Source organism: Shewanella sp. YQ_9 (assembly GCF_043103185.1).
Classification (GTDB): Bacteria; Pseudomonadota; Gammaproteobacteria; order Enterobacterales; family Shewanellaceae; genus Shewanella; species Shewanella algae.
Window position 1 is genome coordinate 76652 of sequence record NZ_JBICJO010000036.1, and the last position, 25202, is coordinate 101853.

Below are 25202 nucleotides of genomic sequence, written 5' to 3' on the forward strand. Positions count from 1 at the left end.
GAATATAAGTTATCTATTGCCTGTGTTTACCAACCCAAAGTTCTGCTAGTGTTCCAAGGTTATTGTTTGGGCCAGGGAAAACTCACCTCAGGCTGCTCGCCATAGCAGGTGGGTCGTCTTGGGCAAACTGCACCTCTGGAGCAGATCAATCTGGCATCACCGGCGATACCACGCTCGACCCAATAAATATTGAGGATCCGCGCTACAGTCAGCAGTTGCTGTTTTATCTTTCTGGGAATGGCACCTTCTCCGCCCTGCTCGACACAAGCCTGTTTAAGATCTTGCGCCAATGACAAGGCATCCTCCCCTTGGGCCTCAATGGCAGGATTGAGATCTATTCCGGCACAGAGCACATGATGATTACCGGCCAAGTCTTCTACCTTGACCGATTCACAGCAATAGATCCTGGGTTGTTGCTCCACATCCAGAATGGATATCTGCGCCGAACTGCCCTCCTTGGGCTCGGTGATCATCCGAAATACCGCCCAGTGCTGACAAGGGTCGGCTACCGCCCGCATATTCCCCCAGGGTAGCGGAATACCGTTGCCCCGATACACAGCTTTTAGCTTGCCCGGAGCATAGGCATCGAAATAATGCCAGTGAGGATAAGGTGAAACCACTGTCATACGCCGCATCGCTACCGAGGGAGAAACCCCCGCCAGCCGGTGAGCATCGATCTCGTAGCCGTATCTGTCCAGCAGTTGCCTGAATGCTACCTTGGGGCAGAGCAAGGCCCCGGCAAAGAAACTGGCCTCAAAGCCACGCCAGGCCTGGAGAATATCCTGGGCATTGAGAGACGAACTCTGGATCTGGGGATCGGTTTCACTGAAGCCACTGCGGCCCACGGTCAACACATTGCTCAGCCCATCGCGATTGTGCAGCACACAGTGACCTATATGCACCGCCAAATCGTACTTGAGCCTGGTTGGTTGAGACTTGAGGATCTCGTTGAGAAATAGCGTTCCCGGCGGCTCCATGTAGGAAGTCACCAACTCTCCGGCACTGACCCCCTGGGCATCCGTCAGCAGTTTTGCCGGCCGGGCGAACCATTGGATCTTCAGTCCCTGCGCCGCGGCGAGATCCAACATTTCTTCTACCGACAAGGGCAAACGCTTCTTACCCACCTCTTCGGCGGCCCGTTCCAGATCGGGGAAATGGTTTTGATGGTGTTCCTGATGGGCGCGGATCAACAGGTGGGCAAACTGGCGGCCGCTGATCCCCGTTTGTGACAGCATCTCGGGAATGGCTATCTGCAAAATATCATTGGAAAACAGGAAGCCCGGCTCCAGCGGCATACCACTGACACCACCGCGCCGCCCTTTGTCCGGAGTGATAGCCTGCTCCTCCGGCGCATCGTCCAGAAACCAACTCACCTCTTTCTGAAAAACTGCGGCTATGACCGCCAGCATACCAGCGCTGGGAACACGCTTGCCCCTTTCGATCATCGACAGGTATGACACAGACGGCGCCGACTCAGGATCGACCCTGACACAGCGTGCCGACAAGTCTTCCATAGTTAAGTGATTGCGCTTTCTGAGGTTTCTTATTTTAGTACCCAGAAAATGTGACTTACGGATCAGGCTTTGGTCTTGGCGCATTTTGTAAAATTCACACTGTAAAATTTTTATTGTGAAATTGTAATCAAAAAAACGCTAGCCTACAAATTAAGCAATTCACAGGAATTGTCCGGCCATGAGGCGACAGCGCCATCAGGTCAAGGAAAGCAAAACACGAGGGCGAGACGATGAACATCTCCACTATGCAGCAAAAAATCAATCAAGAGCACAACCCTTTCATCGCCGAAGCCGTCTTTGCCGTGGAAGCACTCGGTGAACGCCATATCGCCGACAAGATGGCCAATGCCAAGCAACTGCTTGACCGGCTGTTCCCACTGGCAAACGGCTCACATGCCGAGGTGGTTTGCTATGTGGTTTACTATCAGCATCTCTTGGCCTGCTTTGCCGATGGCAGCCAGTGTGGCCTCAAACAGCCACAACAGTTTGTTGCCCTGAGCGGCCACCGCAGCGAGCCAGAAGCCATACTGCTCAAGGATGATTGCGGCTGTCACCTGGAACTGAGTTTTGATCGTCAGGGCTGCATCGGCAGCCGCGACTGCGCCGCCATTGAAGACATTCAGCTGGAACGCTGTCTCATCGATGGTCGCTGCCAGGACAACAGCCTCAAGCGTGAGTGGATTAGCCTGTTGCACAATGATGGCGGTCAGCCACGCAGCAACAAGAGTTGCAAACGCTTTACCACCAAAGATGGCCATGAATATCAGTTGTCTTCACGGGTCTAATCGCAACAGAGCGTCATAGGCACTTGGCCTTATTAGGCACAGCAAAAGGCACAGCAAACTTCTGCCAGAAGTGACATAGACTCAGGATCGGGGAACTGGCTTCCCTGATCCTGTTGTCATAGTCAGAGATTCAGTAGAACTTACGCTGGACATTAAGTTAATTTTAGTTTTCCTAGCATTTTGCCTCACTTATACTAACGCTCCCGGAATCTTGCTATCTCTTGTCCATGAGCCAACTGCAGAAAAAGTGGCTGTTTTGCCTGCTTGCCATCGCCTGCCTATACCCCGCAATCTCCTCACCTCTGGCACTCTTGGTGGGATTTGTGCTGGCTAATCTCGGCTGGTTGCCATCGGACTGGGATCTGGGGAAACTGACCAAAAAACTGCTGGCCATCTCCATTGTCGGTCTGGGTTTTGGCATTCCGCTGCAACAGGCGATCGACGCCTCTGTGGGCAACTTGCCGTTAATCCTGGGATCAATATTGCTGACCCTGCTGGCGGGCACAGCGTTGACTCGGGTTTTGGGGTTGGATAGACGAGTCGGTCACTTGATTGCCAGTGGCACGGCCATCTGTGGTGGCAGCGCCATCGCCGCGGTGGCACCGGCTATCAATGCCCGCAACGAACAAACCGCCATTGCACTGGCCTGCGTCTTTGTACTTAACTCGGTTGCCCTGTTTGTTTTTCCCGTGATAGGTCATCTGCTACAGCTGAGCCAACATGACTTCGGAGTTTGGAGCGCCATCGCCATTCACGACACCTCGTCCGTGGTGGGCGCCGCATCCGCCTACGGTGAAGAAGCACTCAAAACGGCGACCACCATCAAACTGGCACGAGCCTTGTGGATAGTGCCTCTGGCGGCAATCAGCGCCTTGTTGTTCGGAGGCAAGGGTAAACTCAATATTCCCGGGTTTATTCTGTTTTACTGCCTGGCTATTGCCATCACCAGTTTGTTGCCTCAGGGTCAGTTTATCTATCAGGAACTATTTGAGCTGGCGAAGCGTACCCTGGTGGTGTGTTTGTTCCTGATTGGCTGTGGTATCACCTTCAGGAAACTACAGCAGAGTGGTAGTAAGCCCTTACTTCTTGGGGTGATTCTCTGGCTGTTTATCGGCAGCTCGTCTCTTGGCTATATTCTCTGGCAGGGTTGAAAACAGGTAACAAAAGCCTGCGAAGGCGCTGAGTTCTATCAGAGCCCGCAACAAGCCTTGGGTCTGGGTCGATGCCAGTACCACCAGTAAGAGAAACAGCAGGATATAGCCAGGCTTCACCGCCACCTCCACAGTTAAATAATGCAGCTATTATTGGTGTCTGTGGAGCCTGGGTGCCAATATCGATTCTCAATAATAAAGAACCCAAAGCACTAAGAAAAAATTTTTTATACCTTTTTATATGCATTAACTGGCAGGAAACCCACTCTCTGTGACGGGGATAGCCTGGTAGCAAGGAGGAAAGTTGCCGGGGAAAATGCCTAATCCTACTTGCTCAGCCGCCGCAGGATTAGCTTCAAGAAACGCGTGTAAAGTCGCTTCAAAACGACAGATGCCACCCGCGTCTTAGGCCGCCTGTGAAGTATCGGCGCTAGCAACGGGTTGAATAAAGTCTTCCATAAACCAGGCACAGAAGGTATGGCGGCCATCAACATCCGCCTTGGCGTAAATTGCCGATGCCTGCTGCCGCACCGTCTTCTCCTTGGTGCTGCGAACACTGGCAATCTCTTTGAAACTCAAGCCTTTCAACAGTAATAAAGCCACTTCCTGCTCACTGCGGGTCAGCGACCAGAGCTCAAATTGTTGCTGTACCGCCTGGGTGTATTCCTGGCGGGCGGCTTGCATTCGACTGGAGATATTGCAGATCCTGGCATCGGCATTGGCCAACTTTGACTTGAGTAACTGCATCTCGCGGCTGCGGCGGATCAGATCAAAACTGATATACAGGGCACCACAGGCGGAAAGCGCCACCAAAATGCTCTCCTGCACTATGTGATAAGTCGGCACACCAAGTTGCATGTCTGACAACACATCCAGCAGATTCAGCGTCATGATCACACTGAGCAGCACTATCATCACCAGATCCTTCATTGACGCAACTCCCGATTAATAAGCTTCAAAAACATGCAGTTAACTTATGGTACATATGTCCCATAAGCGCAAATATGATACAGGTCGCCGAAGACGACAGGCCAAATCAGTGCCAGGCTGGCGGCTGGTATTTCCCCAAGAGACACTCCCATGAAAATCCGCCCCCTCTATCTGGGTTGTAGCCTGCTGTTAATGGTGTTTCAGCTGAGAGCGGCCCCGGAAACAGACAGAGATGCCCTGCTGGCCCTGAGTCAAAACAGGCTGCACACATCTTTGGCACAATTGGCTCCAATATATCACAGCTCGGACTGGCTGACAGGCTTGCCAAGCATCAGTTTGAGCCATCTTGGCAGCCTGGAAAGCCACAACAGCTATGAGCAAGAGCTCTCGCTCAACCTGCCTTTTCAGTCGCCGGCCATGCAGCGCCAGAATGCCAAACTCAAGCCCATTAACGAACGCATGCTGGAATTGCAGAGCCAACTGCAGCGCCTCTATCTCTCAGGCCTGTTGCGTCAGTATTGGTGGCAACAGGCACAAGCCGAGCAGGAGCTGGCGCAACTGCGCCACAAGCAACAGGTACTGCAGCAACTGCTGCAGCGGCAACAGGCCCTGAGCCGAAGTGGTGAAATGCCGGCAACTGCGGTACTGCTGCTAAAACGTGAACTGCTGGAGCTGTCGCTCACTAAACTTCCACTGGATCAACAACAACAAGAAGCCAACGAGGCACTCAAGCGACTGACCGGACTGCAACAGCTGCCATCGCTGGATGAAAGTGACACCCCACTGCCGGATGATGCCGGAGCCGGGCATCCCATGTGGCAATTGCTGGCGCTGCAGCAGCAACGTCAGCAGCTCACCACAAACGCCCAACTCGAAGGAGATGACACTCCTTGGCTGGTGTCTGTCACGGCCAAAAACACTGCCACCCAAGGGCTGGATGAACAATCTCTGGGTCTGGCACTGGAGATCCCCTTGCCTGTTGGCAACGGCCTGAACCAGCAACAGCTTGGCGAGTTGCAGCAACAAAGGCTGCAACTGGAGCAACAGCAACAACAGCAGTTACTGCAGAGCCAACTGCAGTTGCAGCAACTCAAACGTCGTCAAGCCCAGCTACAACAAGAGCAGCAAGGGCTGGAACAAGCCGTGCAGCTGAGTAAACAGCTCAGCCAAACACTGCTGACCACGGCCGAACAAGGACCAGCCCAGTATGAGTCCTGGCTGCGGCGCCATCTTGAGGCCCTGGATACCCAAGCCAGGCTGTCGCTCAACCGGCTGGCACAAGCCCAGCTGCATTCCCAACAACTGCAAGCGCTCGGAGTTACCCTATGACCCATAAAACCCTGGTTGGCACATTGGTGTCGACACTGTTCTTTTCCCCGCTGTGGGCGCAGGAAATCTCGGTTGCGGACCTAGGCAAGCTGACACTCAGCTTCACCTCAGTGAACCAAGTACAACAGATAGAGGCCGCCCCTGTACCGGCAATATTGGCGGCCCAGCCCGGCAGCAGCTTCTATCTCACGGCACCGGAAACCATCCAACAGCGACGCTGGTTGGTGGCCGAAGGAGAATGGGTCGATGAAGGCCAAGCGCTGGTGCAACTTAAGGGCGCCGAAATTGCCCACTTTCAACTGCAATTTGCCGCCGCCGAAGCGGCATTCAAGCTCGCCAAGCAGCGCTATGATCGCAACCAAAAGTTGCGGGCCAACGGCGCCATAGGTGCCGAAACCTGGTCGCAGATAAGCCGGCAGTATTTCGACGCTTTGCTGCAATATGAACACCTGCAGCATTTCAGTGAATTGCTTAAGCCGGGGGAGAGTCCTGAGACTCTGACATTACACGCGCCCATGGCCGGATTGCTGCAATACGGCGATAGCAGTGAACCGCTGATGAGCGGCGCCCCACTGCTGGGGATACTGCCCGCCGACGAACTCAGGCTTAAGCTGCGTTTACCCCTGGCCCAGAAAGACAGTGTCAATGCCGTGATGGCCGGAGAGTGCCAACTGCAGATAAGTCGCAAGGACCAGCTGGCCAAACAGGGCTTTGTCGACGCCTGGAGCCAGGCCGTTCCCCCAAGCTGCGGCCTGCAACCCGGGCAGCAACTACAGGTTATTCCGCTGCAGGCCATCAATGCCTTGGTGGTGCCCAAACAGAGTCTCTATTCCTGGGGCACTGGCAGCCAGGTGCTGAGTCACAGCCAAAACAAGCTGCGGCCAACCGACGTGCAAGTGATAGGTGCCAGCGCCGACAGCTACTTCCTGGCGCCCAATGAGACACTGGTCGATGCCGAGGTACTGAGCGACTCAGTGGCGGCCGTCAAAGGCATACTCCTGGGTTTGGGGGGCGAATAGCATGCTCAGTGCCATTATCCGTTTCTCCCTGACTCAAAGGCTGTTTACCCTGATAACAGCGCTGCTGCTCTGTGGTGCCGGCGCCTATTCCTGGCTGGGGCTGCCGCTGGACGCCTTCCCGGATATCTCGCCAACCCAGGTGAAAATCATCCTTAAGGCTCCCGGCATGACAGCCGAAGAGATAGAGGCCCAGGTGACAGTACCGGTTGAGACTGAGCTACTGGGGATCCCCAAGCAGGCGATACTGCGTTCCACCAGCAAGTATGCAATTACCGACATCACCCTGGACTTCAACGAAGGCACAGATATTTACTGGGCCAGACAACAGGTGAGTGAACGCTTGGCGGCGGTATGGGACAAGTTGCCCGCCGATCTGGAAGGCGGCGTTGCCCCCATGAGCACCCCGCTCAGTGAAATCTTTATGTTTTCACTGGAGAATCCCTCGCTGTCGCTGCTGGAGCGCCGTCAGTTGCTGGAATGGGAAGTCAGGCCGCTGCTGCGTACCGTGCCCGGAGTCGCCGATGTCAACATTCTCGGCGGTTTTGCCAAGACACTGCAGATCACCCCGGATCCCGTCGCCCTGGCTCAGGCCGGTATCAGCCAGGAAGAACTGATAGCCCGTATCGAGAGCAACAACAGCAACACGGGCGCCGGACGCATCACGCTAGGCACAGATAACCTGACGGTTCGCACCGAAGGACGCATCGACTCACTGGAAGCCCTGCAACAACTGGTGATTGCCACCAATCAGGGCGGCAGCTATCGCCTGCAGGACCTCGCCCGGGTCGAAATAGGCCATCTCAGCCGCTACGGCGCCGTGACCCGTAATGGTGAAGAAACCACAGAGGCCTTGATCGTCGGTCTCAAGGATGCCAATACCGATCAGGTCATTAAACTGGTAAGGGAAAAGCTGGCCCAGATAGAAAAGACCCTGCCTCCAGGCAGCCAGCTGAATGTGTTCTACGACAGGGCTAACCTGATAGGCACAGCCATAGGCACCATTTCAGATGCCCTGTTTGAGGCCGTGGTGTTGGTTATTCTGTTGCTGGCGCTGTTTCTCGGCAACTTGCGGGCTGCGCTAGTGGTATCACTGTCGCTGCCACTGGCGGCGCTGGCTACCTTTATGCTGATGCGCTACTTCAATCTGTCGGCCAACCTGATGAGCCTCGGCGGTCTGGTGATCGCCATCGGTATGTTGGTGGATTCCTCCGTGGTGGTGGTGGAGAACATGGTCAACCAGATTGCCGGCGGCAAACGCCTGCCCAGGCTGCACCTCATCTACCGCGCCACCAAGGATGTGGCCGTGCCTGTGGTGTCCGGCACCCTGATAGTCATCATAGTCTTCTCACCGCTGCTGACCCTCAGCGGCCTCGAAGGCAAACTGTTCACCCCAGTGGCTATCACCATAGTGTTTGCCATGCTGTCGGCACTGGCACTGTCGCTGACGGTGATCCCCGTGCTGGCCTCCTATCTGGTCAATGAAAAAGCGGCCAACGAACCCAAGGCTATTGGCTGGCTCAAGGCGCGCTACCTGCTCAGTCTGCAGTGGGTGTTCCAGCACGGTAAGGCTTTTTGCGCCACGGCACTGGTGGCACTGGTACTGAGCCTGGGGCTGTTTACTCAGGTGGGTAAAACCTTTATGCCGACCCTGGATGAGGGTGACATTATTCTGCAGTTGGAGAAGTCCCCATCGATTTCGCTGCAGGCCTCGCTGGCACTGGATACTCAGATAGAGCAGCACCTGCTGGCCACTGTGCCCGAGATACGCCAGTTGGTCGCCCGCACCGGTGCCGATGAATTGGGGCTGGATCCCATGGGGCTGAATGAGACAGATGTCTTCATGGAACTTAAACCCGTTGAAGAGTGGCGCTTTGCCAGCAAGGAGGCGCTTATCGATGCCATACGCACCGAAGTGCTCAAGTTTCCGGGGATCAATTTCAACTTCACCCAACCAATCCAGATGCGGGTCTCCGAGATGCTTACCGGCAGCATAGGCGATGTGGCAATTAAAATTTTCGGTGAAGATCTTGAGACGCTTTCAAGATTGGCCAGCGAGACGGCACACCTGACCAGCGCCACTCGCGGCAGCCAGGATGTCAAAACCGCCATGACCGAAGGCAGCCCCTTTATCAACCTCCGCCTCAAGGAGGGTTTGGCCCGCAGTTACAACATGAGTGCCGATGAGTTTGGCCGATATCTCAAGAGCCAACTGGAAGGTCTTGCCATAACCGAGATAATCCAGGGCAAGAAGCGAACTCCCGTGCTGATCGCCCAGGCAGCAGATGGTATCAACAGCCTGCCGCAACTGGAGCAAAGGCTATTGGTAATGCCGGATGCCAGCCTCAGGCCACTTGGTGAACTGGCGCAAATAAGCTATCGCGAAGGGCCGATACTGATTGAGCGCGAGCAAGGCAACCGCTTTGCCGTGGTCACCACCAATGTCAGCGGCCGCGATATCGTCGGCTTTGTTGAAGAACTACAGGGCAAGCTGGCCTCTGAGCTGTCTCTGCCCAGCGGTTACAGCCTGAATTTCGGCGGCGAATTCGAGAACCAGCAACGGGCGACCCGTAATCTGCTGTTGGTGGTGCCCGTGGCGCTGATGCTGATCAACCTGATCCTGTTCACCACCTTCGGCAATATCTCCAAAGCCTTGCTGATCCTGGCCAACGTCCCCTTTGCCATGATGGGCGGTATCTTCAGCCTGTTTATCTCGGGCGAATACCTGTCGGTGCCGGCCTCAGTGGGCTTTATCGCCCTGCTGGGGGTAGCCGTGCTCAACGGCGTGGTGATGGTTAGCTACTATGAACAGTCGCGGCATCTGTTTGCCAGCCTCAGTGAACGGGTCGAACAGGGGGCCGCCCGCCGACTGCGGCCGATTCTGATGACGGCCACCACCGCCATGTTCGGCCTGATCCCGCTGGCCTTTGCCACCGGGCCCGGCGCCGAAATTCAAAGGCCGCTGGCAATCGTGGTCATAGGCGGGCTGATCACCTCCACTATCACCACCCTCTACTTGTTGCCACTGCTGTATCAAACCCTGGAGAAACGTCAATGAAACAACTCTTGGTGCTGATAGTGCAGCACAATCTAAAAGACGATGTGGTCGACACTCTGATGTCGCTGGACTACCTCTCCGGCTTCAGCCTGATCAATATCTGTGGCTTCAGCCGCGAGCACAGCCACTTCAATCTCAAGGAACAGGTGGAAGGTTATCGGGAATTCTACAAGTTTGAGGTGATGCACCCGCAAGAGTCACAGCAGGCGCTGCTGCAGACCCTGGCGGAGGTCTGCCGCCACAACCCCTGCCGCTATTGGATAGTACCGATAGCGACAGACGGCGTGCTGGGTCAGGACTGACGGGGTTTGAGCCAATACTGGCCGGCGATGGCCAACAGGCAATAACCGAGAAAGAACCAGAAGCCCGACTCCAGGCTGGCGTGGGTGTGAACCAAATCCCCCATGCCGGCCGAGGCGTTGCCGGCCATATAGGTGATGATAAGCGCCACCACAAATACGTCGGCCATGGACCATTTGGCAATGGCCGACGTAATACTGTCGATGATCTGCCGCACCTTACTGGACAGCGGCGCCTGAGCCAGCAGCATCAGCCCCAGCTTGCAGGCCGGCACTATCACGGAAAACAGCATCACCAGCGCCGCCACCAGAGTATTGCCGTGTTGATGCAGCTCGGTCACTGTGCCCCAGATACTGCGGGTCTTGTTGAACACCTCCATTTCACCTTGAAGATTGTTCAGCCCCAGCATACCGCTGATCATCGCCAGCATTCCCCTGGCACTGTCGCGTCCGGAACCATCACTGACGGCTTCGGCAATCATGTCCAACCCGGCTTCGGTCAGCTCGGCCTTTTCCACCGTGCCGCTGACACTCAAAATAGGTTGAGTCACCCCGGGGATCAGCAAGGCCAGCGACAATAACAGGGTCATGATAGGTAAAATTCGGCGCATCGGGGTCACTCCACAAACTCAACCAAAAGGCCCACCACTCGGCGGGCCCATCAGTTTACCCAGTTTACCGCCAGATCAATAGAAGGGTTTGGGGTCGACATCCAAAGAGCTGGGCGATACACCTCTGTCTATGTTGAGATCAGACTTTTGCAGATCCACCATGGTCACATCGGTATATCGCTTAAACTTCAATGAATAGAAGCATTTGACTATGGGGTGCAACACATCCCTGTCTTTGGATTCCCAGACTATGCCCACTCGGCCATCGGACAGTTGCACCAATGAACCGACCGGATAGACACCGATACAACGGATGAATTCGTACACCAGGCTCTCATCCAGATGAAAGGGCGTCAGACTGAGCAGAATCTTAAAGGCGGCTGCCGGGCTCATCGCCTCTTTATAGCAGCGGGTGGCGGTAAGGGCATCATAGATATCCACGATACAGCTCATACGCCCATGCAGCGGCAATGCATCTCCTTTCAGGCCCCTTGGGTAACCACGGCCGTCGAGTTTTTCATGGTGCATCAGACACACATCCTTGCTCACTTGAGACAAGCCCTTGGCCTGTTCCATGATCTCGATGGCGTAGGCCTGATGCAGCTTCATGTGCTCAAACTCTTCCGGCGTCAGCTTGCCCGGCTTGTGCAGTATCTTGTTATCCACCTTGATCTTGCCGATGTCGTGGAGAATACCGCCGATGGCCAGCTGTCTGAGCATCTCGCGATCTAGCTTGAGATACTTACCGAAGGTGATCAGCAGGAAGGCGACATTGACCGAATGTTCCAGCAGGTAGGCATCTTTGGATCTCAACGCAGAAACGCACTTCATCGCATCCGAGTCGAGCATCACAGACTCGATCATATTGTCTGCCAGTGCCGCAAACGGCTCGACTTCTATTGCCTTGCCTTCGAAGGTTTCACTGAGGACTTTGCGCACCAAGCCCTTGGCTTCTGTCAGTAGCTGTTTGGCCTGACCTATTGCCAATTGATGGTTCACCGAGGTTTTACGGGGATGGTGATTGAAGGCGGGGCGTTGTTTTTTCAGGCCACAGTTGTCGCTGGAACGCTCCACATCGACCCAGACAAAGCGAATGCCGCTGTTGCTGAGTTTAGTGATTGCCTGGCGGCTCCTGATCTGGCCGGCATTGGCGACGGCCAATTGGCCGTTGTTCTCAATGGCCGAGACATACATGCCTATCCCCAATTGAGTGACGGGCAACTTCAAAAGGGCTGCTGTCGGTACCACATCGGTCATTCTTTCACTCCGGCAAATGCTTTTGGCCTCAATCCGAAAAACGTTTGCCAGGGGTTAACGACTCTCCGACAAATGTCACTCGGCTCTGCCTTATTTTAGAAGCCAAAGCCGGAAATGCCTATGCATCCTATGGGGTAAAATTTGTCTTTATGATGCCAATCTCATTCAGATATTGGGCCAAGACATTGAAAGCCTTCACTCAACCAGCGGCGATACTGGCAGTTGTAACAGGAGCGAGTGACATCATCTATCTGTTCATCTTCGTCATCTTCGGCAAAACAAACACACTGGCCGGCCACCTCTCGGGCGGCCTGCAGATTGCTGCTGCCACCGAGAAACAAGCGTTTGCCCTGCTTTAGTTCAAACCATTGCTGCATTCAGAACTCCTTCAGCTGCTGTTTGCCGGCATTGTGCCACTCGGCGCCACGTTTGCTGACCAGGAGGGCAAACTTATGCTCGGCCCACACGGCTTTGACCTTGCCGCTGAGCCAGACAGTGTCGGTTTCCTGCAACCACTCACCATCTGTGGTCAATACGCCATCCAGCTCAGAGCGATTTAGTATGTCGGCAACGCTGAAGGGCGCCGCTTCATCTGTCTGGCCAAATTTCAGTTGGCCTTTCACACGGCCATCATTCCCTGTGAGCCTGAGCCCTAGGCCCGCCAGCGCGCCGATAACACCCTGCCCCGTGCCACCGTGCTCGCTGAGACTGATACCCAAGTGTTCGGCCAAGCCGTAGGCTTGCTCCTTGGTCTTGACCTCTTGCTTGGCCTCACGGCCAAAAGCCATCAGTGCGTCCTGGCCGCTGAAATCGGCCAGAGACAAGAGCGCCAACCCAGGGTCGGCGGCGCTGGCTGATTCCCTGAGAAGATGAGCTATAGCCACCTCACGTATCGCCTCCAAGGTAAGCTCGCCACGATAACCAAAGCACATGGCACTATTGTGGGAAGTGTAAGGAATGTCCGGATGCACATAGAGCTGATGCCGGGTCACCAGGGAGGTTTGCCCGCCTTGCTGGGTCAACAATTCAGCAATCTCGGAAGCGATCTCGCCGGTGCCTTTGGTGCCAATATCATCGGTATCGTCTATACAAATCAGCCAATCTTTCATCAATAAACCTTAATCAATCTGTCTGGGTATCTTTGTGGAGGAGATCGTGAGCCTTGAGGCGTCTCAAAACGGGGGGCACCAACAGGGCCCCGACTATGGCAAAGGCTCCACCTTGTAAACACTTGAGACCAAAGCGCACCAAGGCCACCTGTTCACTCATGCCCACCAGCAAATCCTCTACCAGCCCTTTAGCGGCCCAGGCGATACAGCCCACCAATGCCAGGGCGATGAAACGCCAGCGCAAATTGAAAGCATTGGCCAGCAGCAGAAGCGCCAGGTCCATCGACACAGCCGGAACCACGAATTTGAGCAGAATAAGCGGGCCGCCTTTGCCCACGCCCAAGGTCATGGCAACCACTCCGGCCAAGGCGCCGCAAGCTGTCATGGCGCCCATGCGTCCGACAATGCCGTAACAGGTGAGATAGAAAAAGCTCATCAGCAACATAGAATGTCCCGACAAGCCGAGTTTCAGCCTGAGCATACTCTTGACTGCCACCAATAAGGTGGCACAAAAGCCGATAAAGAGCGCATCCTGCAATTGAAATCCTTTGATTTTATTTGTTGCCATGTTCGCTCCGGTGGTCCTGCCAATGGGTCGGCTTGGAAGTGTGGCCAAAGTGGCGACTCTTGGCGGCAAGCGCCATCTGTTTGGCCAATTTAAGCAGTTGGATCAAGAGGGGAAATAACACACAGTAGGCCAGTTCAGGCCAGTTGCGGGGGTTGAGCAGTTGCTTGGGCGCAATTCGCGCTCCCCGCAGCCGCTGCAGTTGGTAGATCTCGGCGATCTCCTGGGTCATAAAGGGCAGCAGACCTATAGAAGCGGCCACCACAAAGGCCCATTTTGCCGGCATGACCAGGCATAATACCTCACCAATCCGCTCCGGGCGCACGGTAACCGATAGCCACCATCCCGGCAGCAGCGCCAGGGTGATGCGGGCCACCGCCAAGGTACCTTGTCCCAGCTGCTCGCCACCATGCATCAGTGCATACAGCCCCAAAGTAAAGCCAAGTTGCAGCAGAACAAAGCGGATTACCCCGCCTATGGCACCGCGCTGCAGCATGCCATGAACCACCAAGATCAGATTAATGGCCGCCAGCCAGGGAAGCTGCGCCTGAGGCAGGAGAAAGGCTGCCGATGACAGAGTCACTACCAAGAACAAGGCGGTGGCACTGCCCCACAAACCTAAATCCAGCCCCTTGGGAGAAGCACGGCCGTGGCGCCGTCCTTTAGCCCACACAGGCAACTTCCTCTGGGGCAAACTCGATTTCCAGTTGGCCTTGTTGCAACTGCCACAGCTGACTACAAGGTAAGCCCGGCAGGGGTCTGTGGCTGGCAATCACTATGCTGCCGCCCTGTTCCCGCAGATAGTTGAGTATCTGCCAAAGCTGCCCCAGATGCTTGCCATCCAATCCCGCTAAGGGGTCATCCAACAGCATCAAGCTGGGGGTTAAACAAGCGATAGAGGCCAGGGCAATCAAGTGCTGCTGCCCATAGGAAAGCGTGTGGGGCGAGCTTTGGGCAAGATGCAGCAAGTCGAGCTGCTCAAGCAGGCTTTCAGCCCGGGACAGCGGCAGGTCGAAGCGGCGCAGGCTGAACTGCATCTCCTCTATGACTGTGGCTTCAAACAACTGACGGTTGGGGCGCTGCATCAACAGGCCTAGCATGGGGCCATAGGCACCAGGCTTGGGCTTACGGCCAAAGACCCGCAGTTGCATCGACGCCACCGCGGGTTGAATACCGGCTATCGCCTTCAGCAGGCTGCTCTTGCCCGAGCCGTTGTTACCCACCAGAGTAACCAGCTCACCGGCGCCCAAAGACAGGCCCTGCTGACACACAAACAGGGGCGAATGCCCCTGATAACGAAATTCAAATGAAGTGGCACTGACCAGTTCCCGACTTCGGTCCGGCTCCAGGCGTTTCAAATGGCTGGCGGATTCGACCCGGTAACTGCCGGGTAACAGGCGCCCTTGGTCCAGGTACCAGAAATGTTCAACAACTGAGGCAAAAGCCTGGGGATTATGCTCCACCAGTACCACAGCCATACCTTCCGCCAGCAGGTTACGGATTACTGCCAGCAGTTCATCGACACCGGCGTCATCCAACTGCGCCCAAGGTTCATCCAACAGCAGTACCGCCGGCTCACTCACCAACTGGGCAGCGATCATCAGGCGATATTTCTGTCCGAGAGACAGCTTGCTGACTTGAGTTTCCAGCGAGACAAACAGCCCCACCCGCCGCAATGCATGCTGCACTCTGGAGATCATCTGGCCGCTGGGCACACCGAGGTTTTCCAAGGCAAAGGCCACTTCGGCCCCGACTGTCTGGCGCAGTATCTGCACCTGGGGATCTTGCATCACCAGGCCCACCAACAACCCCTGACGGCGGAAAATGCCGCCTTCACAGGGACGCCGTTGCAGCCCGGCAAGCAAAGCCAGCAGACTGGATTTACCCGAACCCGTGGGACCACTGATGCAGTGGCAGGAGCCGGATTCTATTTTTAGATCCAGATCCCTCAATATCAAGGGCTGCAAACAGCCATGATTGAAATTGATCCCTTCGAGTTCGAGTAAGCGCATTATCAGATCTGCCAGTTAATCCCAACAAAGACTTGTCTACCTGCCTGAGGCAGAGAATCGCTCTGATAGTAGTTCTCGTCCAGCAGGTTGGTGGCTCGTAAATAGAGCTCTAGCTTATCTTTAAGCAAAGGCTGTACCAGATTGATGTCTACCAGGGTGTAATCATCCAGTGATTTCTCCTGCCACACCTTCTGACCGCCGATCTTCTCCTGCTCGTAGTAGTTCTGATCCATGATGCGTTCCACATTCAGGTGGATTCGGGTCTCGGTAGGCAGCTTGTAACCCAGTTGGAAGCGCAGCTGGTGCTTGGGACGATAGTCCAGACCATCAAAACCTGTGCTACTGTCTCTGTCTTCGGCATGCAGATAGCTGTAACTCAGGCTCAGATCCAGATTCTCTATGCTGTTATTGGACAGCACAGTATCCAAACCCTGGAAGCGATAGTTGCCCATGTTCTGATACATGCCGCTGGCATCTTTGGCAATGTAATCATCGGCATCTGTGTGATAGAGATAGAGTTGCAGCTCGGTATTCATACCCAGGCCTTGCTCCAGTCCCAACTCAACATGCTTGGAGATTTCCGTCTCCAGTTCCTGATTGCCTGAAGACAGGGAGTACAGGTTGCGCATGGATGGGAAACGCACCTTCCGAGCCACACTCAGGCTCAGGCGGGTATCGTCAGCCGCTTGCCAGAAACCTGAGGCCAGCGCCGAGTAATCCTTCTCGTTGCCTTCGGTCTTGTCCATATCGTGGTAAGCGCCGCCCAGAGTAAAGCCCCAATCGCCTTCCGACTGGAACTGATACTCGGCCGCCGCAGTATAAACCCAGGCCGAATCATCGAAAGACTCACCGCTGCCACCACCTGAGCCATTACCGCCACCGGAACCAGTACCACCACCTGAGCCGTTACCGCCGCCTGAACCAGTACCACCACCTGAGCCGTTACCGCCGCCTGAACCAGTACCGCCGCCTGAACCAGTACCACCGCCTGAGCCGTTACCGCCGCCTGAACCAGTACCACCACCTGAGCCCTTGGCTGCTGCAACCTTGCTGCTGCCGGACTTGGAGGAACCTAAGCTTTCGGCTACCGCTTCCCAGCTCTGCTTTTCAGCAATCACAGAGGTGGTCAGGATACCCGCGGTGTCGAAGTCGGTGATCAGCTGCAGGTTTGCCCCCTGTACTTTGGAGCGGCCGTCCTGAGCCTGGGTCAGCTCAGCGTAGCTGTTGTCGCCGTACACAGTTTCATAGGTGTCGCTCTGGTTGTGATACCCAAAACCCCGGAAAGTGAAAGTATCATTGAACTTATGTGCCAGACCCAGCTGGAAAGTCTGTGAATCATAGTCATCGACGCGCTCAAATTTCACCCGGCCGCTGCCGCTGCCATCTCTTGGTGGCTTACCCCACTCGCCTGAACGCAGCGCCATATTGGCAATGAGTTGAGTATTGTCACTGAGCCAATAGCTGCCTTGGGCGTACAGATTGGTCAGCTCTTTATCTGCGTTGTTTCGCTGATATTTGTCCTGATACTCAGTGACTTGATAATCAGAAGACATGGGGAAACCATCAGTGTGCTGATAACCGGCACTGATGAGTCCCTGCCAGTTGTCGCCCGAGCCGGCGGCACTGATATCACCCTTGAAGGTATCGTCCTTGGACAATTCCAGGTTGCCGGATACTGCCGGGGCGCTGTCGCCACGCTTGGTGATGATGTTGATAACACCACCGGCGCCGCCTGGGCCATAGAGTACTGAAGTTGGGCCAACGGAGACTTCGACTCTGGAAATCTGGCTGGTTGGGATCACGCTGGGATCAAACTGACCATCATCGGCACTGTTGGCCGGTACACCGTTGACCAACAGGGTCACATGGCGGGTTTTGAAACCACGGATATCCACTCTTGGCGTACCCTCGCCGCCGTAACGTACGTAAACACCGGGAACATTTTTCAGCACTTCATCCAAGCTTTGAGCACCCAAGGCCTTGATTTCATCTTCGGAAATGCTCCAACTTGTAGTGGCAACTTCAGTGGCGTTGGCACGCTCACCGTGCACCACTATGACGTCCATTGCATTGTTGACCAGTGGATCGCGTTCGATAGAGGCCGCATTGGCCTGCATGGCACAGCCCAACGCCAGTGCGAGGGCAGAGAGTTTTACCGGGATATGGGACATAAGGCTCTTCTGTCATTTCTGATTGGGATTATCCGGGCTATTCTGGCGCCGCCCAAAAAAGCTACAAGCTCAGTGACGGTAAAAACCAATACAGATCGACAAATTAATACAAAGGGAGTAGATAACAGAGTCTGCCGCGGACAGATTGTCCCATCAAGACAATTTGCCGAGCAAAAATGTCCACTCGTGTCACATTAACCTAAGCTGATTAATGGGATCATGCTACACGTCACACAGGCCAGTTCGACGGCTTGACACTCAAGGTGAGGAACTTTAGTTTGTGTTAAAGATACTGTTAGCCGGACGCTTTCTGCTTCCGGATCCCTTTGTTCGGATGTTCGGAGCTCCCCTTGTCTGCACTTACCCTGCCTCAGGCCATTTCGTCACTCAAAGACAAGCTGTGTCAACTGGCCAAGCTGACGCCAGCAGAGCCTATTGTCCAATTGGCCGCCGAGGTACAGGCAATTCCACTGATCTCCTGGCTGGCTTCCCAACCCAGCTATCCCAGAATTTATTGGCAAGGAAGAGACAGACTCGAGGAGGTTGCCGCCATCGGCTGCTGCCTGGATTTCCGCTTCGAAGATGAAGTCACAGACGAGGCCCTGGCCGAAATTTATGAAAAGCAGCGCGCCTACTCCAGTAATCAGGAGATCCGCTACTACGGCGGCGTCGCCTTCGACCGCGAAATCGCCTCCTGGCCCGAGTTTGGCCGCGCCAGATTCCTGTTACCCAGAATAGAGCTGAGACGCAGTTCAGATCATTTCCGCCTCTTGGTTAACCTGAATCTGGGCCAGGCTGACAGGCAAGCGGAAATAGCTCAGGCACAAGCCGCGCTGGATGCCTTGGTTCCGGCCCGCCCCATGACGCCACCGACCAAGACTGAACAGCTGTCACGCAATGACAGACCCGACTATCCACGCTGGAAGACACTGGTGGAACAGGTGACCGCCCCCAGATTCAACCAGGACACACCCAAAGTAGTGCTGTCGCGCCTGACTCAGCTGCAAGTGAAAGACACTCCGGATCCCTGGCAGGTGTTGGCCAGTTGGCAAGGGCGCAACCCCAACAGTTTTCAATTCGGCTTCGAATTCAGCCCCGAGCGCAGCTTTATCTCCTGTTCGCCCGAGCGTCTCTATCGCCGCCATCAGCAAGAGCTGTATACCGAAGCACTGGCGGGCACCACCATTCGCGGCCTGAGCCCGGAAGAGGATGAACTACTGGCGCAGCAGCTATTGGATGACAGCAAAAACAGCCATGAGAATCAGCTGGTCAGGGAGCATATTGTCAAGGCACTGACTCCCCTGAGCCGCTATGTTGGTGCCGATGAGACACCGACCATCTTCAAACTCAACCATATTCAGCATCTGCACAGATCGATTCGCGCCGAGCTACGGCACGGGGTAAAAGATTTTCAACTGCTGCAGGCCTTGCATCCGACGCCGGCCGTCGGCGGCCTGCCACGGGAATCGGCCATCAGTTTTCTGCGCCAACGGGAAGGTTATATGCGCGGCTGGTATGCCGGGGCCTGCGGTTATCTGAATAAATATGAGAGTGAATTTGCGGTAGCCATCCGCTGCGCCCTGCTGGAGCCTGGCTGCATCAATCTGTTTGCCGGCGCCGGCATAGTCGCAGGCTCAGACCCGGAAGCCGAATGGCAGGAGCTGGAAAACAAGCTCGCCACCATAATGTCGATTCTGCTGGATTTCTAGGGTGATGGCTGTTCCTGTATCCTCAGTTGCAGCTGCTCCAGGCTCTGCTGTTTAATCTCCGCCAATTCCCCGGAACGCTCCAACTGTTCAAAGCCTTGGTCGAACAAGGCCTTCAGCTCGAGCCCTTTGGGATTATTGGCGAAGGCAAAATAAACATCTGCCCGTAGCACATCCTCAATAAGCACCAATCTTCTGGGCTGTTCCAACTGTGGCAACAGCGGCAAGATGTCCGGCTTATAGTCGAGCACGGCATCGATTTTGCCTTCATTCACCTTGCGCAGCATTTCCAGCAGGCTACTGTTTTCCTGATAGTGCATGGGTACCTGGGTCAGGGTAAAAAAGCGATAAGCGATCAGGGCCTGAACCCTGCGATGGGTCAGTGAGTCCATTCCTTGCCAAACACTGGCCAGCTCAGGGGTCACCGCGGCATCTCTCACCTCGGTTTCTACCTTTTTGGCGCTGTAAATCCCCTTGGAGATATCCCCCAGATAGAGCCCCAACACCATGTCCACCTGTTCACGCTCCAGCATGTAGAGGGAACGGGGAAAGGGAACAAACTGGATTTCCAGTTGCCATTCCGACTCGGGAAAGACCCTTCGCAACAGCTCAAAATAATAGCCTTCGCCATTGGTTTCGGTATAACCGCCCCAACTGGCGGTAGCTATCTGGATCTTGGTCGGTTCGGCAATGGCCGGCCAGACAAAAGTCAGCAAGGCCAGCAGCAGGCAGCAGATTCGATTCATTTTACTCTCCTGTCTTCCTTTTCAGTGTAGAGTAGCTTGAGATGGACTGGACATTTTTTACGCTTCCCCCTTGTCAGCCGGATTATGGGCACTATAATGTGCGCCCTTTCGGTCGAACCGAAAATGCGGGTTCCCTCACCCCGCCCAGCCAACTAAAAAGGTCACAATATGTTAATGTTAACCGGCGCGCAGCTCAAACGCGCACTGATCCTCTTGGTCAGTTTTCACATCCTTATTATCAGTGCCAGTAACTATCTGGTGCAGCTCCCGTTTCAGCTATTCGGCTTCCACACAACCTGGGGTGCCTTCAGCTTTCCTTTCGTCTATCTGGCAACTGATCTGACGGTACGGATATTCGGCCAGGCCGCCGCCCGGCAGATCATCTTCAAGGCCATGCTGCCGGCATTGGTGATCTCCTATGCCATGGGCGTACTGTTTCATCAGGGTGATTTTCAGGGGCTGAGCGCCCTGTCGGACTTCAATACCTTTGTATTCCGTATCGCCTTTGCCAGTTTCGCCGCCTATCTGGTGGGCCAGTTGATGGATATCGCAGTGTTTGCCAGAATTCGCCGCCAGTGTGCCTGGTGGGTCGCACCGGCAGCCTCAACCCTGGTGGGCAACCTGGTGGATACTCTGGTGTTCTTCAGTATCGCCTTCTTCGCCTCCAGCGACCCCTTCATGGCCGCCAACTGGCCGGAAATCGCCGCCGTGGATTACGGCTTCAAGCTGTTGGTCAGTCTGGGGCTGTTCCTGCCGGCCTATGGCGTGCTGCTGCGGGTACTTCAGGATAAGATCTTACAGACGGAAAACCAGCAGCAATTCTCCTGATGCATTCAACTGGCCAGACCTGTTATAATTTTGGCCAGTTTTTATCCCGCAACCTGTGACATTTTGCGGTCCGTTGAGAGAATAATGATGTACTCCATTGAAATCAAAGCTATTACTGAAATAGATCAGCAACAGATCGATGAGATCATGGCCTTGAGTGCCCAGATCCCCGAGTTTGATTCCGGCTACCAAAAGCAGGAGTTCGAGCGTCGGCTGACAGGCAATGCCTGTTTGTTGTTGTTGGCCTTTGTGGAAGGTGAGCTTGCGGGATTCAAGCTGGGTTATGCTCTGGATGAGCAGTGTTTTTACAGTTGGCTGGGCGGTGTATTACCCGATTATCGCAGTCTGGGGCTGGCACGCAGCATGCTTGAGGCTCAGGAACGCTGGGCCACCCAGGCCGGCTACAAGCAGATCCAGGTCAAGACCCGCAACCAGTTCCGCTCTATGTTGAACATGCTGATCAGCCATCAGTATCAGGTAGTGGACTTCCGCGCCGAGCCCGGACATATTGCCGACAACCGTCTCTATCTTGAAAAGAGCATGTACTAAGGAAATCTTGCAAAGGACTAGGGCCATTTGCTGCGAACCACGCCTTGCATCCAGGCTTGTTCGCACCTTACCTAAAAAAAGAGTACGCCAACCGGCGTACTCACAAAGACTGCAGGGAAGCAGTTCTTAAAACGCCTTGCTGATACCTATTACCAATCTGTCATCGAAGATCTCTGTCTGGGTACCATAAACCTTGTGGTCTGATTCAACTGTACTGCCGTGGTAGCGCAGATCCAGGTTGAAACCATAGAACTCCTTACTTACCCCCAAGTTCCAGTGTCCCCATCCCTCAGCACCATTGCCGTTCAGGTCCTGATAACCGACAGAACCGGAAACCTTGATACCGTTCTCGAAACTGTAACTGGGGTGCAGGGCATAGTTGACCCCGTGCCAACCATCGACACCGAACCAGTCATCCACAGTCGGCGTCACTTCCAGTTGCAGATGGGCCCGACCGAAAGACTTGCCGAGTTTCAGCCACAGCTCTGTGTAGTTGGAGTAGGATGCGCCCGGATAGAGATAAGAGAACAGCATGACATCATAAGTGAAACCTGAGTCGCCCAACTCACCGCTCTTGCCGATGAAAGGCGCAGTGACTATCTCAAGGTTGGGGTCGGCAAACTTGATGTTGGAAGCAAATACTCCGGCGTACCAACCGGCGTCATGGTTCCAGCTGAATGTGCCCTGAACTACGGGCACATCGCCATCCAGGGTTTCCGATTCGCCACGGAACACATAGTCAGAGGCAAAGGTCAGATTGCCGGCAAAACTGCCACCGGCGAAACGGGGAGCTTCGTCTGCCAGAGCCATAGAACTGCTGCACAGCAGCAAACCTGATAAAAACAGCTTATGAGTTGGGTTCATCTTTATCCACCAGAGCATGATTATTGTTAGCCCGGATAGTAAGAAGAAGTTGTGAACAGGGTTATCTAGATGAATGAACCATGGAGGAATGAATGTGAACAATTATGAATGACTGCGGCAACGCCGCAGTCATAGCGACTTATTCGAAGCCTTCGGGGCGCTTCACATACTCGGGGATCTCCAGCAGCATGTTGCCCCAGTAACCGAACAAGGCCTGATAGATAAAGTCAATAAATATTATGTATTTACGAGGTAAGTAGGCCCGTTTTGGATAAGACAGCAACAGGGTGTTATGTTCCATGGGAAAGTCTTCCAGCACGGCCACCAACTCCCCCTTTTGCAAGGCTTCATCGGCGATCATGGGAGGCAGACAAGTGATCCCCAAACCGGCAATGGCCGCTTCCCGGGCCAAGGTAATATTGTTGACCTTGAGCTGTACCTCCGGAGTTATCACTTGCCACTCCTTACCATCGAAAATCTTCCAGCAACCATCATTGATGAGCTGGATCCCCCCCTGTTCTATGCCCTTGTGATGCCAAAGATCATCCGGGGTCTGCGGAGTACCGTGGCGTTTAAGGTATTCCGGACTGGCCATCAGGGTGGTGCTGGTCTTCACCAGTTGGTAATGCTGCAGGCGTGAATCTTCGATACCACACAGGTGGAACAGTATGTCTATTCCTTCTTCAACCATGTCCACCTTGCGATTAGTCAGCTCAGCTTCTATGGTGATATCCGGGTAGGCCTCAAGAAAGCGGGCAAATACCGGACCGAGAAATAGCTGCCCCATCTCGATCGGGCAGACCACCCTTAGGTTACCCTTGACCCGCTGCTGGTTGGCACTGAGCTGCGCCTCGGCATTTTCCAGGTCTACCAGTATCTTGGTGATCTTGTTGTAATACTCGGCGCCGGCCTCGGTTAACCTCAATGCCCGGGTGGTTCTGAACAGTAGCTGAACACCGGTCGCCTTCTCCAATTCGGCAACTTTACGACTGACGGTGGTCTTGGTAAGCCCCAACGCCTTGGCCGCGCCGGTAAAACTACTCTGCTCAACAACTTGAGCAAATATTTGTACCCTGTTTAGATCCATTTATTGTTGCACCTGTGGGACAGTGGGTTTATTTCTATGTGACTAATCAAATTATAGTGACAGTAGTAGAATACTCGCCTCGCGGTGGAGGATCCAGCATGACGCAGAGAAATTTATGCAGTTTTGCCTTGGTTCGCTCAACCATAAAACGCTTGCTGTTGTTGGGAAAGAACTCTCTGCCTCCAGGGCAAAAACAGAATCTCTCCCAAACGGGCAAAAACGGGATTTGGATACATAAGTTGTTGAATTCATAAATCTCACAACTAAATGTAAATAAATGGCAATAGTGTCGTTTATTGATTAAAAAATTTTCATTCATTTACACTTTTCGCTTATCCTGTAGCTTGTTGATACAGAATGCTTGTGCGATAAATATGGGTTCGAAAATTTTGCTGGCTAACTGCGCCAGGAAGCCTGTCGTACAAGACATTTTTCCTTCCCGGCAAGCAGATACTGATTAGGAGTTATCATGCGGCATGTATTAAAAGTTGCCTCAGTTGTAAGTATGGCGTTATGGATGACGGCCTGTGGGTCGGAAGCTGAAAAAGCCAAAAGCAATCAGGCGGCCCCCGCTATGGAAGTCAGTGTCCTCGAAGTCAAGTCGGCTCCGCAGGCACTGCAAGTGCAACTGCCTGGGCGCAGCGTAGCTTTCCTTGAAGCCGAAGTTCGGCCTCAGGTCAACGGCATCATTCTGAAACGCAGCTTTACCGAAGGTGGAGATGTGAAGCAGGGTGAGTCACTGTATCAGATTGACCCTTCTACTTATAAGGCGTCTTTGCAGAGTGCCAGAGCCGATCTGGCCCGCGCCGAAGCGGCTCTGGCGTCCGCCAAGGCAACTCAGGCCCGTTACCAGGAACTGGTCAAGACCAAGTACATAAGTAAAGAAGAGTACGACAAGGCAGATGCTTCCTATAAAGAAGCGCTGGCGGCGGTGGAAGTGGCCAAGGCGGCCATCAATACTGCAACCATTAACGTCAACTATACCGAAGTACAGGCGCCTATCTCCGGCCGTATCGGTAAGTCCAGCGTTACTGCCGGTGCTCTGGTGACCGCCAACCAGGCTCAACCTCTGGCGACCATCCAGCAACTGGATCCCATCAATGTGGATATCGTTCAGTCCAGCACCCAGATGCTGCGTCTCAAGAGCATGTTGAAAGCCGGCAAACTACAGGCTTCCGATGATGCTGAAGTGACTCTGCTGCTGGAAGATGGCTCGACTTATGATCACAAGGGTCGCTTACAGTTTGCCGAAGTCAGTGTCGATCAGAGCACAGGTTCTGTGACTCTGAGAGCCGAGTTCCCGAACCCGGATCACACACTACTGCCAGGTATGTATGTTCGCGCCATTCTCAACACAGGTGTCGATCCTCAAGCAATTCTGGTACCGCAAAAGGCTATCAGCCGTAATCCAAAGGGTGAAGCTGTGGCCATGTTGGTTGGCGCCGAAAACAAGGTGGAAGCTCGGGTGATCAAGACTGCCGATGTCATCAATCACCAGTGGCGGGTTACCGATGGCCTCAAGCCTGGTGACAAACTGATTGTCGAAGGGCTGCAGAAAATCCGTCCAGGCATGCCAGTGACGGCTAAACCCATGACAGCAAACCAGTAATAACAG

At 54.4% G+C, this 25202-nt stretch carries 23 protein-coding genes; 10 read left to right on the top strand and 13 right to left on the bottom strand.

Annotated features, from left to right (window positions below; all coding sequences use genetic code 11):
- Window positions 1-59: 59 nt before the first annotated feature.
- Entirely contained in the window at window positions 60-1598 is a 1539-nt protein-coding gene (locus ACF8D4_RS11460) for a DUF3612 domain-containing protein (protein ID WP_208123956.1), read from the bottom strand.
- Between the two features lie 146 nt (window positions 1599-1744).
- On the opposite strand from ACF8D4_RS11460, the gene ACF8D4_RS11465 reads away from it, so the two are divergent.
- Both ACF8D4_RS11465 and ACF8D4_RS11470 read left to right on the top strand, forming a co-directional pair.
- Window positions 1745-2299, top strand: a complete 555-nt coding sequence (locus ACF8D4_RS11465; RefSeq protein WP_025009178.1) for a hypothetical protein — start codon at window positions 1745-1747, stop codon at window positions 2297-2299.
- Between the two features lie 227 nt (window positions 2300-2526).
- Complete coding sequence (locus ACF8D4_RS11470; protein WP_071237332.1) at window positions 2527-3450, top strand: YeiH family protein; 924 nt, start codon at window positions 2527-2529, stop codon at window positions 3448-3450.
- 405 nt (window positions 3451-3855) lie between these two features.
- Here ACF8D4_RS11470 and ACF8D4_RS11475 read toward each other — a convergent pair whose 3' ends face one another.
- Complete coding sequence (locus tag ACF8D4_RS11475) at window positions 3856-4380, bottom strand: LuxR C-terminal-related transcriptional regulator (protein WP_071237331.1); 525 nt, start codon at window positions 4378-4380, stop codon at window positions 3856-3858.
- Window positions 4381-4530: 150 nt separating this feature from the next.
- On the opposite strand from ACF8D4_RS11475, the gene ACF8D4_RS11480 reads away from it, so the two are divergent.
- Genes ACF8D4_RS11480 through ACF8D4_RS11495 form a run of 4 tightly spaced genes read left to right on the top strand, consistent with a single transcriptional unit; the run spans window position 4531 to window position 10085 of the window.
- Window positions 4531-5709: a TolC family protein gene (locus tag ACF8D4_RS11480; protein WP_208123958.1), complete on the top strand. Its 1179-nt coding sequence runs from the start codon at window positions 4531-4533 to the stop codon at window positions 5707-5709.
- Window positions 5706-6728: a hypothetical protein gene (locus ACF8D4_RS11485; protein ID WP_208123959.1), complete on the top strand. Its 1023-nt coding sequence runs from the start codon at window positions 5706-5708 to the stop codon at window positions 6726-6728. The genes ACF8D4_RS11480 and ACF8D4_RS11485 overlap by 4 nt, the downstream gene beginning before the upstream one ends.
- Window position 6729: 1 nt before the next feature.
- Window positions 6730-9783, top strand: coding sequence for an efflux RND transporter permease subunit (locus tag ACF8D4_RS11490; protein ID WP_144135624.1), 3054 nt, complete (start codon window positions 6730-6732; stop codon window positions 9781-9783).
- The gene (locus ACF8D4_RS11495; protein WP_025009174.1) at window positions 9780-10085 is read left to right on the top strand and encodes a DUF3240 family protein; all 306 of its coding nucleotides are present in this window, start codon (window positions 9780-9782) and stop codon (window positions 10083-10085) included. The genes ACF8D4_RS11490 and ACF8D4_RS11495 overlap by 4 nt, the downstream gene beginning before the upstream one ends.
- On the opposite strand, the gene ACF8D4_RS11500 is transcribed toward ACF8D4_RS11495, so the two are convergent.
- The 8 genes from ACF8D4_RS11500 to ACF8D4_RS11535 all read right to left on the bottom strand — a co-directional run bounded on the left by ACF8D4_RS11500 (window position 10076) and on the right by ACF8D4_RS11535 (window position 17807).
- A complete protein-coding gene (locus tag ACF8D4_RS11500) occupies window positions 10076-10693 on the bottom strand; it encodes a paraquat-inducible protein A (protein WP_392465515.1) in 618 nt (205 codons plus the stop codon). The genes ACF8D4_RS11495 and ACF8D4_RS11500 overlap by 10 nt on opposite strands.
- A 75-nt stretch (window positions 10694-10768) precedes the next feature.
- Window positions 10769-11950, bottom strand: a complete 1182-nt coding sequence (locus ACF8D4_RS11505) for an HD-GYP domain-containing protein (protein ID WP_044735512.1) — start codon at window positions 11948-11950, stop codon at window positions 10769-10771.
- Window positions 11951-12111: 161 nt separating this feature from the next.
- A complete protein-coding gene (locus tag ACF8D4_RS11510; protein ID WP_025009171.1) occupies window positions 12112-12327 on the bottom strand; it encodes a hypothetical protein in 216 nt (71 codons plus the stop codon).
- The gene (locus ACF8D4_RS11515; RefSeq protein WP_342199454.1) at window positions 12328-13059 is read right to left on the bottom strand and encodes a DNA-binding protein; all 732 of its coding nucleotides are present in this window, start codon (window positions 13057-13059) and stop codon (window positions 12328-12330) included.
- A 13-nt stretch (window positions 13060-13072) separates the two neighbouring features.
- Complete coding sequence (locus ACF8D4_RS11520; RefSeq protein ID WP_037436264.1) at window positions 13073-13627, bottom strand: hypothetical protein; 555 nt, start codon at window positions 13625-13627, stop codon at window positions 13073-13075.
- Window positions 13614-14297 (bottom strand): energy-coupling factor transporter transmembrane component T, encoded by a 684-nt coding sequence (locus ACF8D4_RS11525; RefSeq protein ID WP_144168197.1) that lies wholly within the window; start codon window positions 14295-14297, stop codon window positions 13614-13616. The genes ACF8D4_RS11520 and ACF8D4_RS11525 overlap by 14 nt, the downstream gene beginning before the upstream one ends.
- The gene (locus tag ACF8D4_RS11530) at window positions 14287-15636 is read right to left on the bottom strand and encodes an ATP-binding cassette domain-containing protein (RefSeq protein ID WP_261752871.1); all 1350 of its coding nucleotides are present in this window, start codon (window positions 15634-15636) and stop codon (window positions 14287-14289) included. The genes ACF8D4_RS11525 and ACF8D4_RS11530 overlap by 11 nt, the downstream gene beginning before the upstream one ends.
- Before the next feature lie 2 nt (window positions 15637-15638).
- Window positions 15639-17807: a TonB-dependent receptor plug domain-containing protein gene (locus ACF8D4_RS11535; RefSeq protein WP_392465520.1), complete on the bottom strand. Its 2169-nt coding sequence runs from the start codon at window positions 17805-17807 to the stop codon at window positions 15639-15641.
- Window positions 17808-18157: 350 nt separating this feature from the next.
- Between ACF8D4_RS11535 and ACF8D4_RS11540 the strand changes: the two genes are divergently transcribed.
- Entirely contained in the window at window positions 18158-19516 is a 1359-nt protein-coding gene (locus ACF8D4_RS11540) for an isochorismate synthase MenF (RefSeq protein WP_025009164.1), read from the top strand.
- Here the strand turns inward: ACF8D4_RS11540 and ACF8D4_RS11545 are convergent.
- Entirely contained in the window at window positions 19513-20259 is a 747-nt protein-coding gene (locus ACF8D4_RS11545; RefSeq protein ID WP_261752873.1) for an ABC transporter substrate-binding protein, read from the bottom strand. The two genes, ACF8D4_RS11540 and ACF8D4_RS11545, sit on opposite strands and share 4 nt — an antisense overlap.
- Window positions 20260-20427: 168 nt before the next feature.
- Here ACF8D4_RS11545 and ACF8D4_RS11550 point away from each other — a divergent pair, with 168 nt between their 5' ends.
- Together ACF8D4_RS11550 and ACF8D4_RS11555 are read left to right on the top strand one after the other, a co-directional pair.
- Entirely contained in the window at window positions 20428-21087 is a 660-nt protein-coding gene (locus tag ACF8D4_RS11550) for a 7-cyano-7-deazaguanine/7-aminomethyl-7-deazaguanine transporter (RefSeq protein ID WP_025009163.1), read from the top strand.
- 87 nt (window positions 21088-21174) lie between these two features.
- Window positions 21175-21636: a GNAT family N-acetyltransferase gene (locus ACF8D4_RS11555; RefSeq protein ID WP_025009162.1), complete on the top strand. Its 462-nt coding sequence runs from the start codon at window positions 21175-21177 to the stop codon at window positions 21634-21636.
- 126 nt (window positions 21637-21762) lie between these two features.
- Here ACF8D4_RS11555 and ACF8D4_RS11560 read toward each other — a convergent pair whose 3' ends face one another.
- On the bottom strand, window positions 21763-22500 hold the full coding sequence (locus ACF8D4_RS11560; protein WP_028780704.1) for a TorF family putative porin: 738 nt from the start codon (window positions 22498-22500) through the stop codon (window positions 21763-21765).
- 139 nt (window positions 22501-22639) lie between these two features.
- A complete protein-coding gene (locus ACF8D4_RS11565) occupies window positions 22640-23587 on the bottom strand; it encodes a LysR family transcriptional regulator (protein ID WP_345852308.1) in 948 nt (315 codons plus the stop codon).
- 469 nt (window positions 23588-24056) lie between these two features.
- Between ACF8D4_RS11565 and ACF8D4_RS11570 the strand changes: the two genes are divergently transcribed.
- On the top strand, window positions 24057-25196 hold the full coding sequence (locus ACF8D4_RS11570; protein ID WP_025009159.1) for an efflux RND transporter periplasmic adaptor subunit: 1140 nt from the start codon (window positions 24057-24059) through the stop codon (window positions 25194-25196).
- Window positions 25197-25202: the final 6 nt, after the last annotated feature.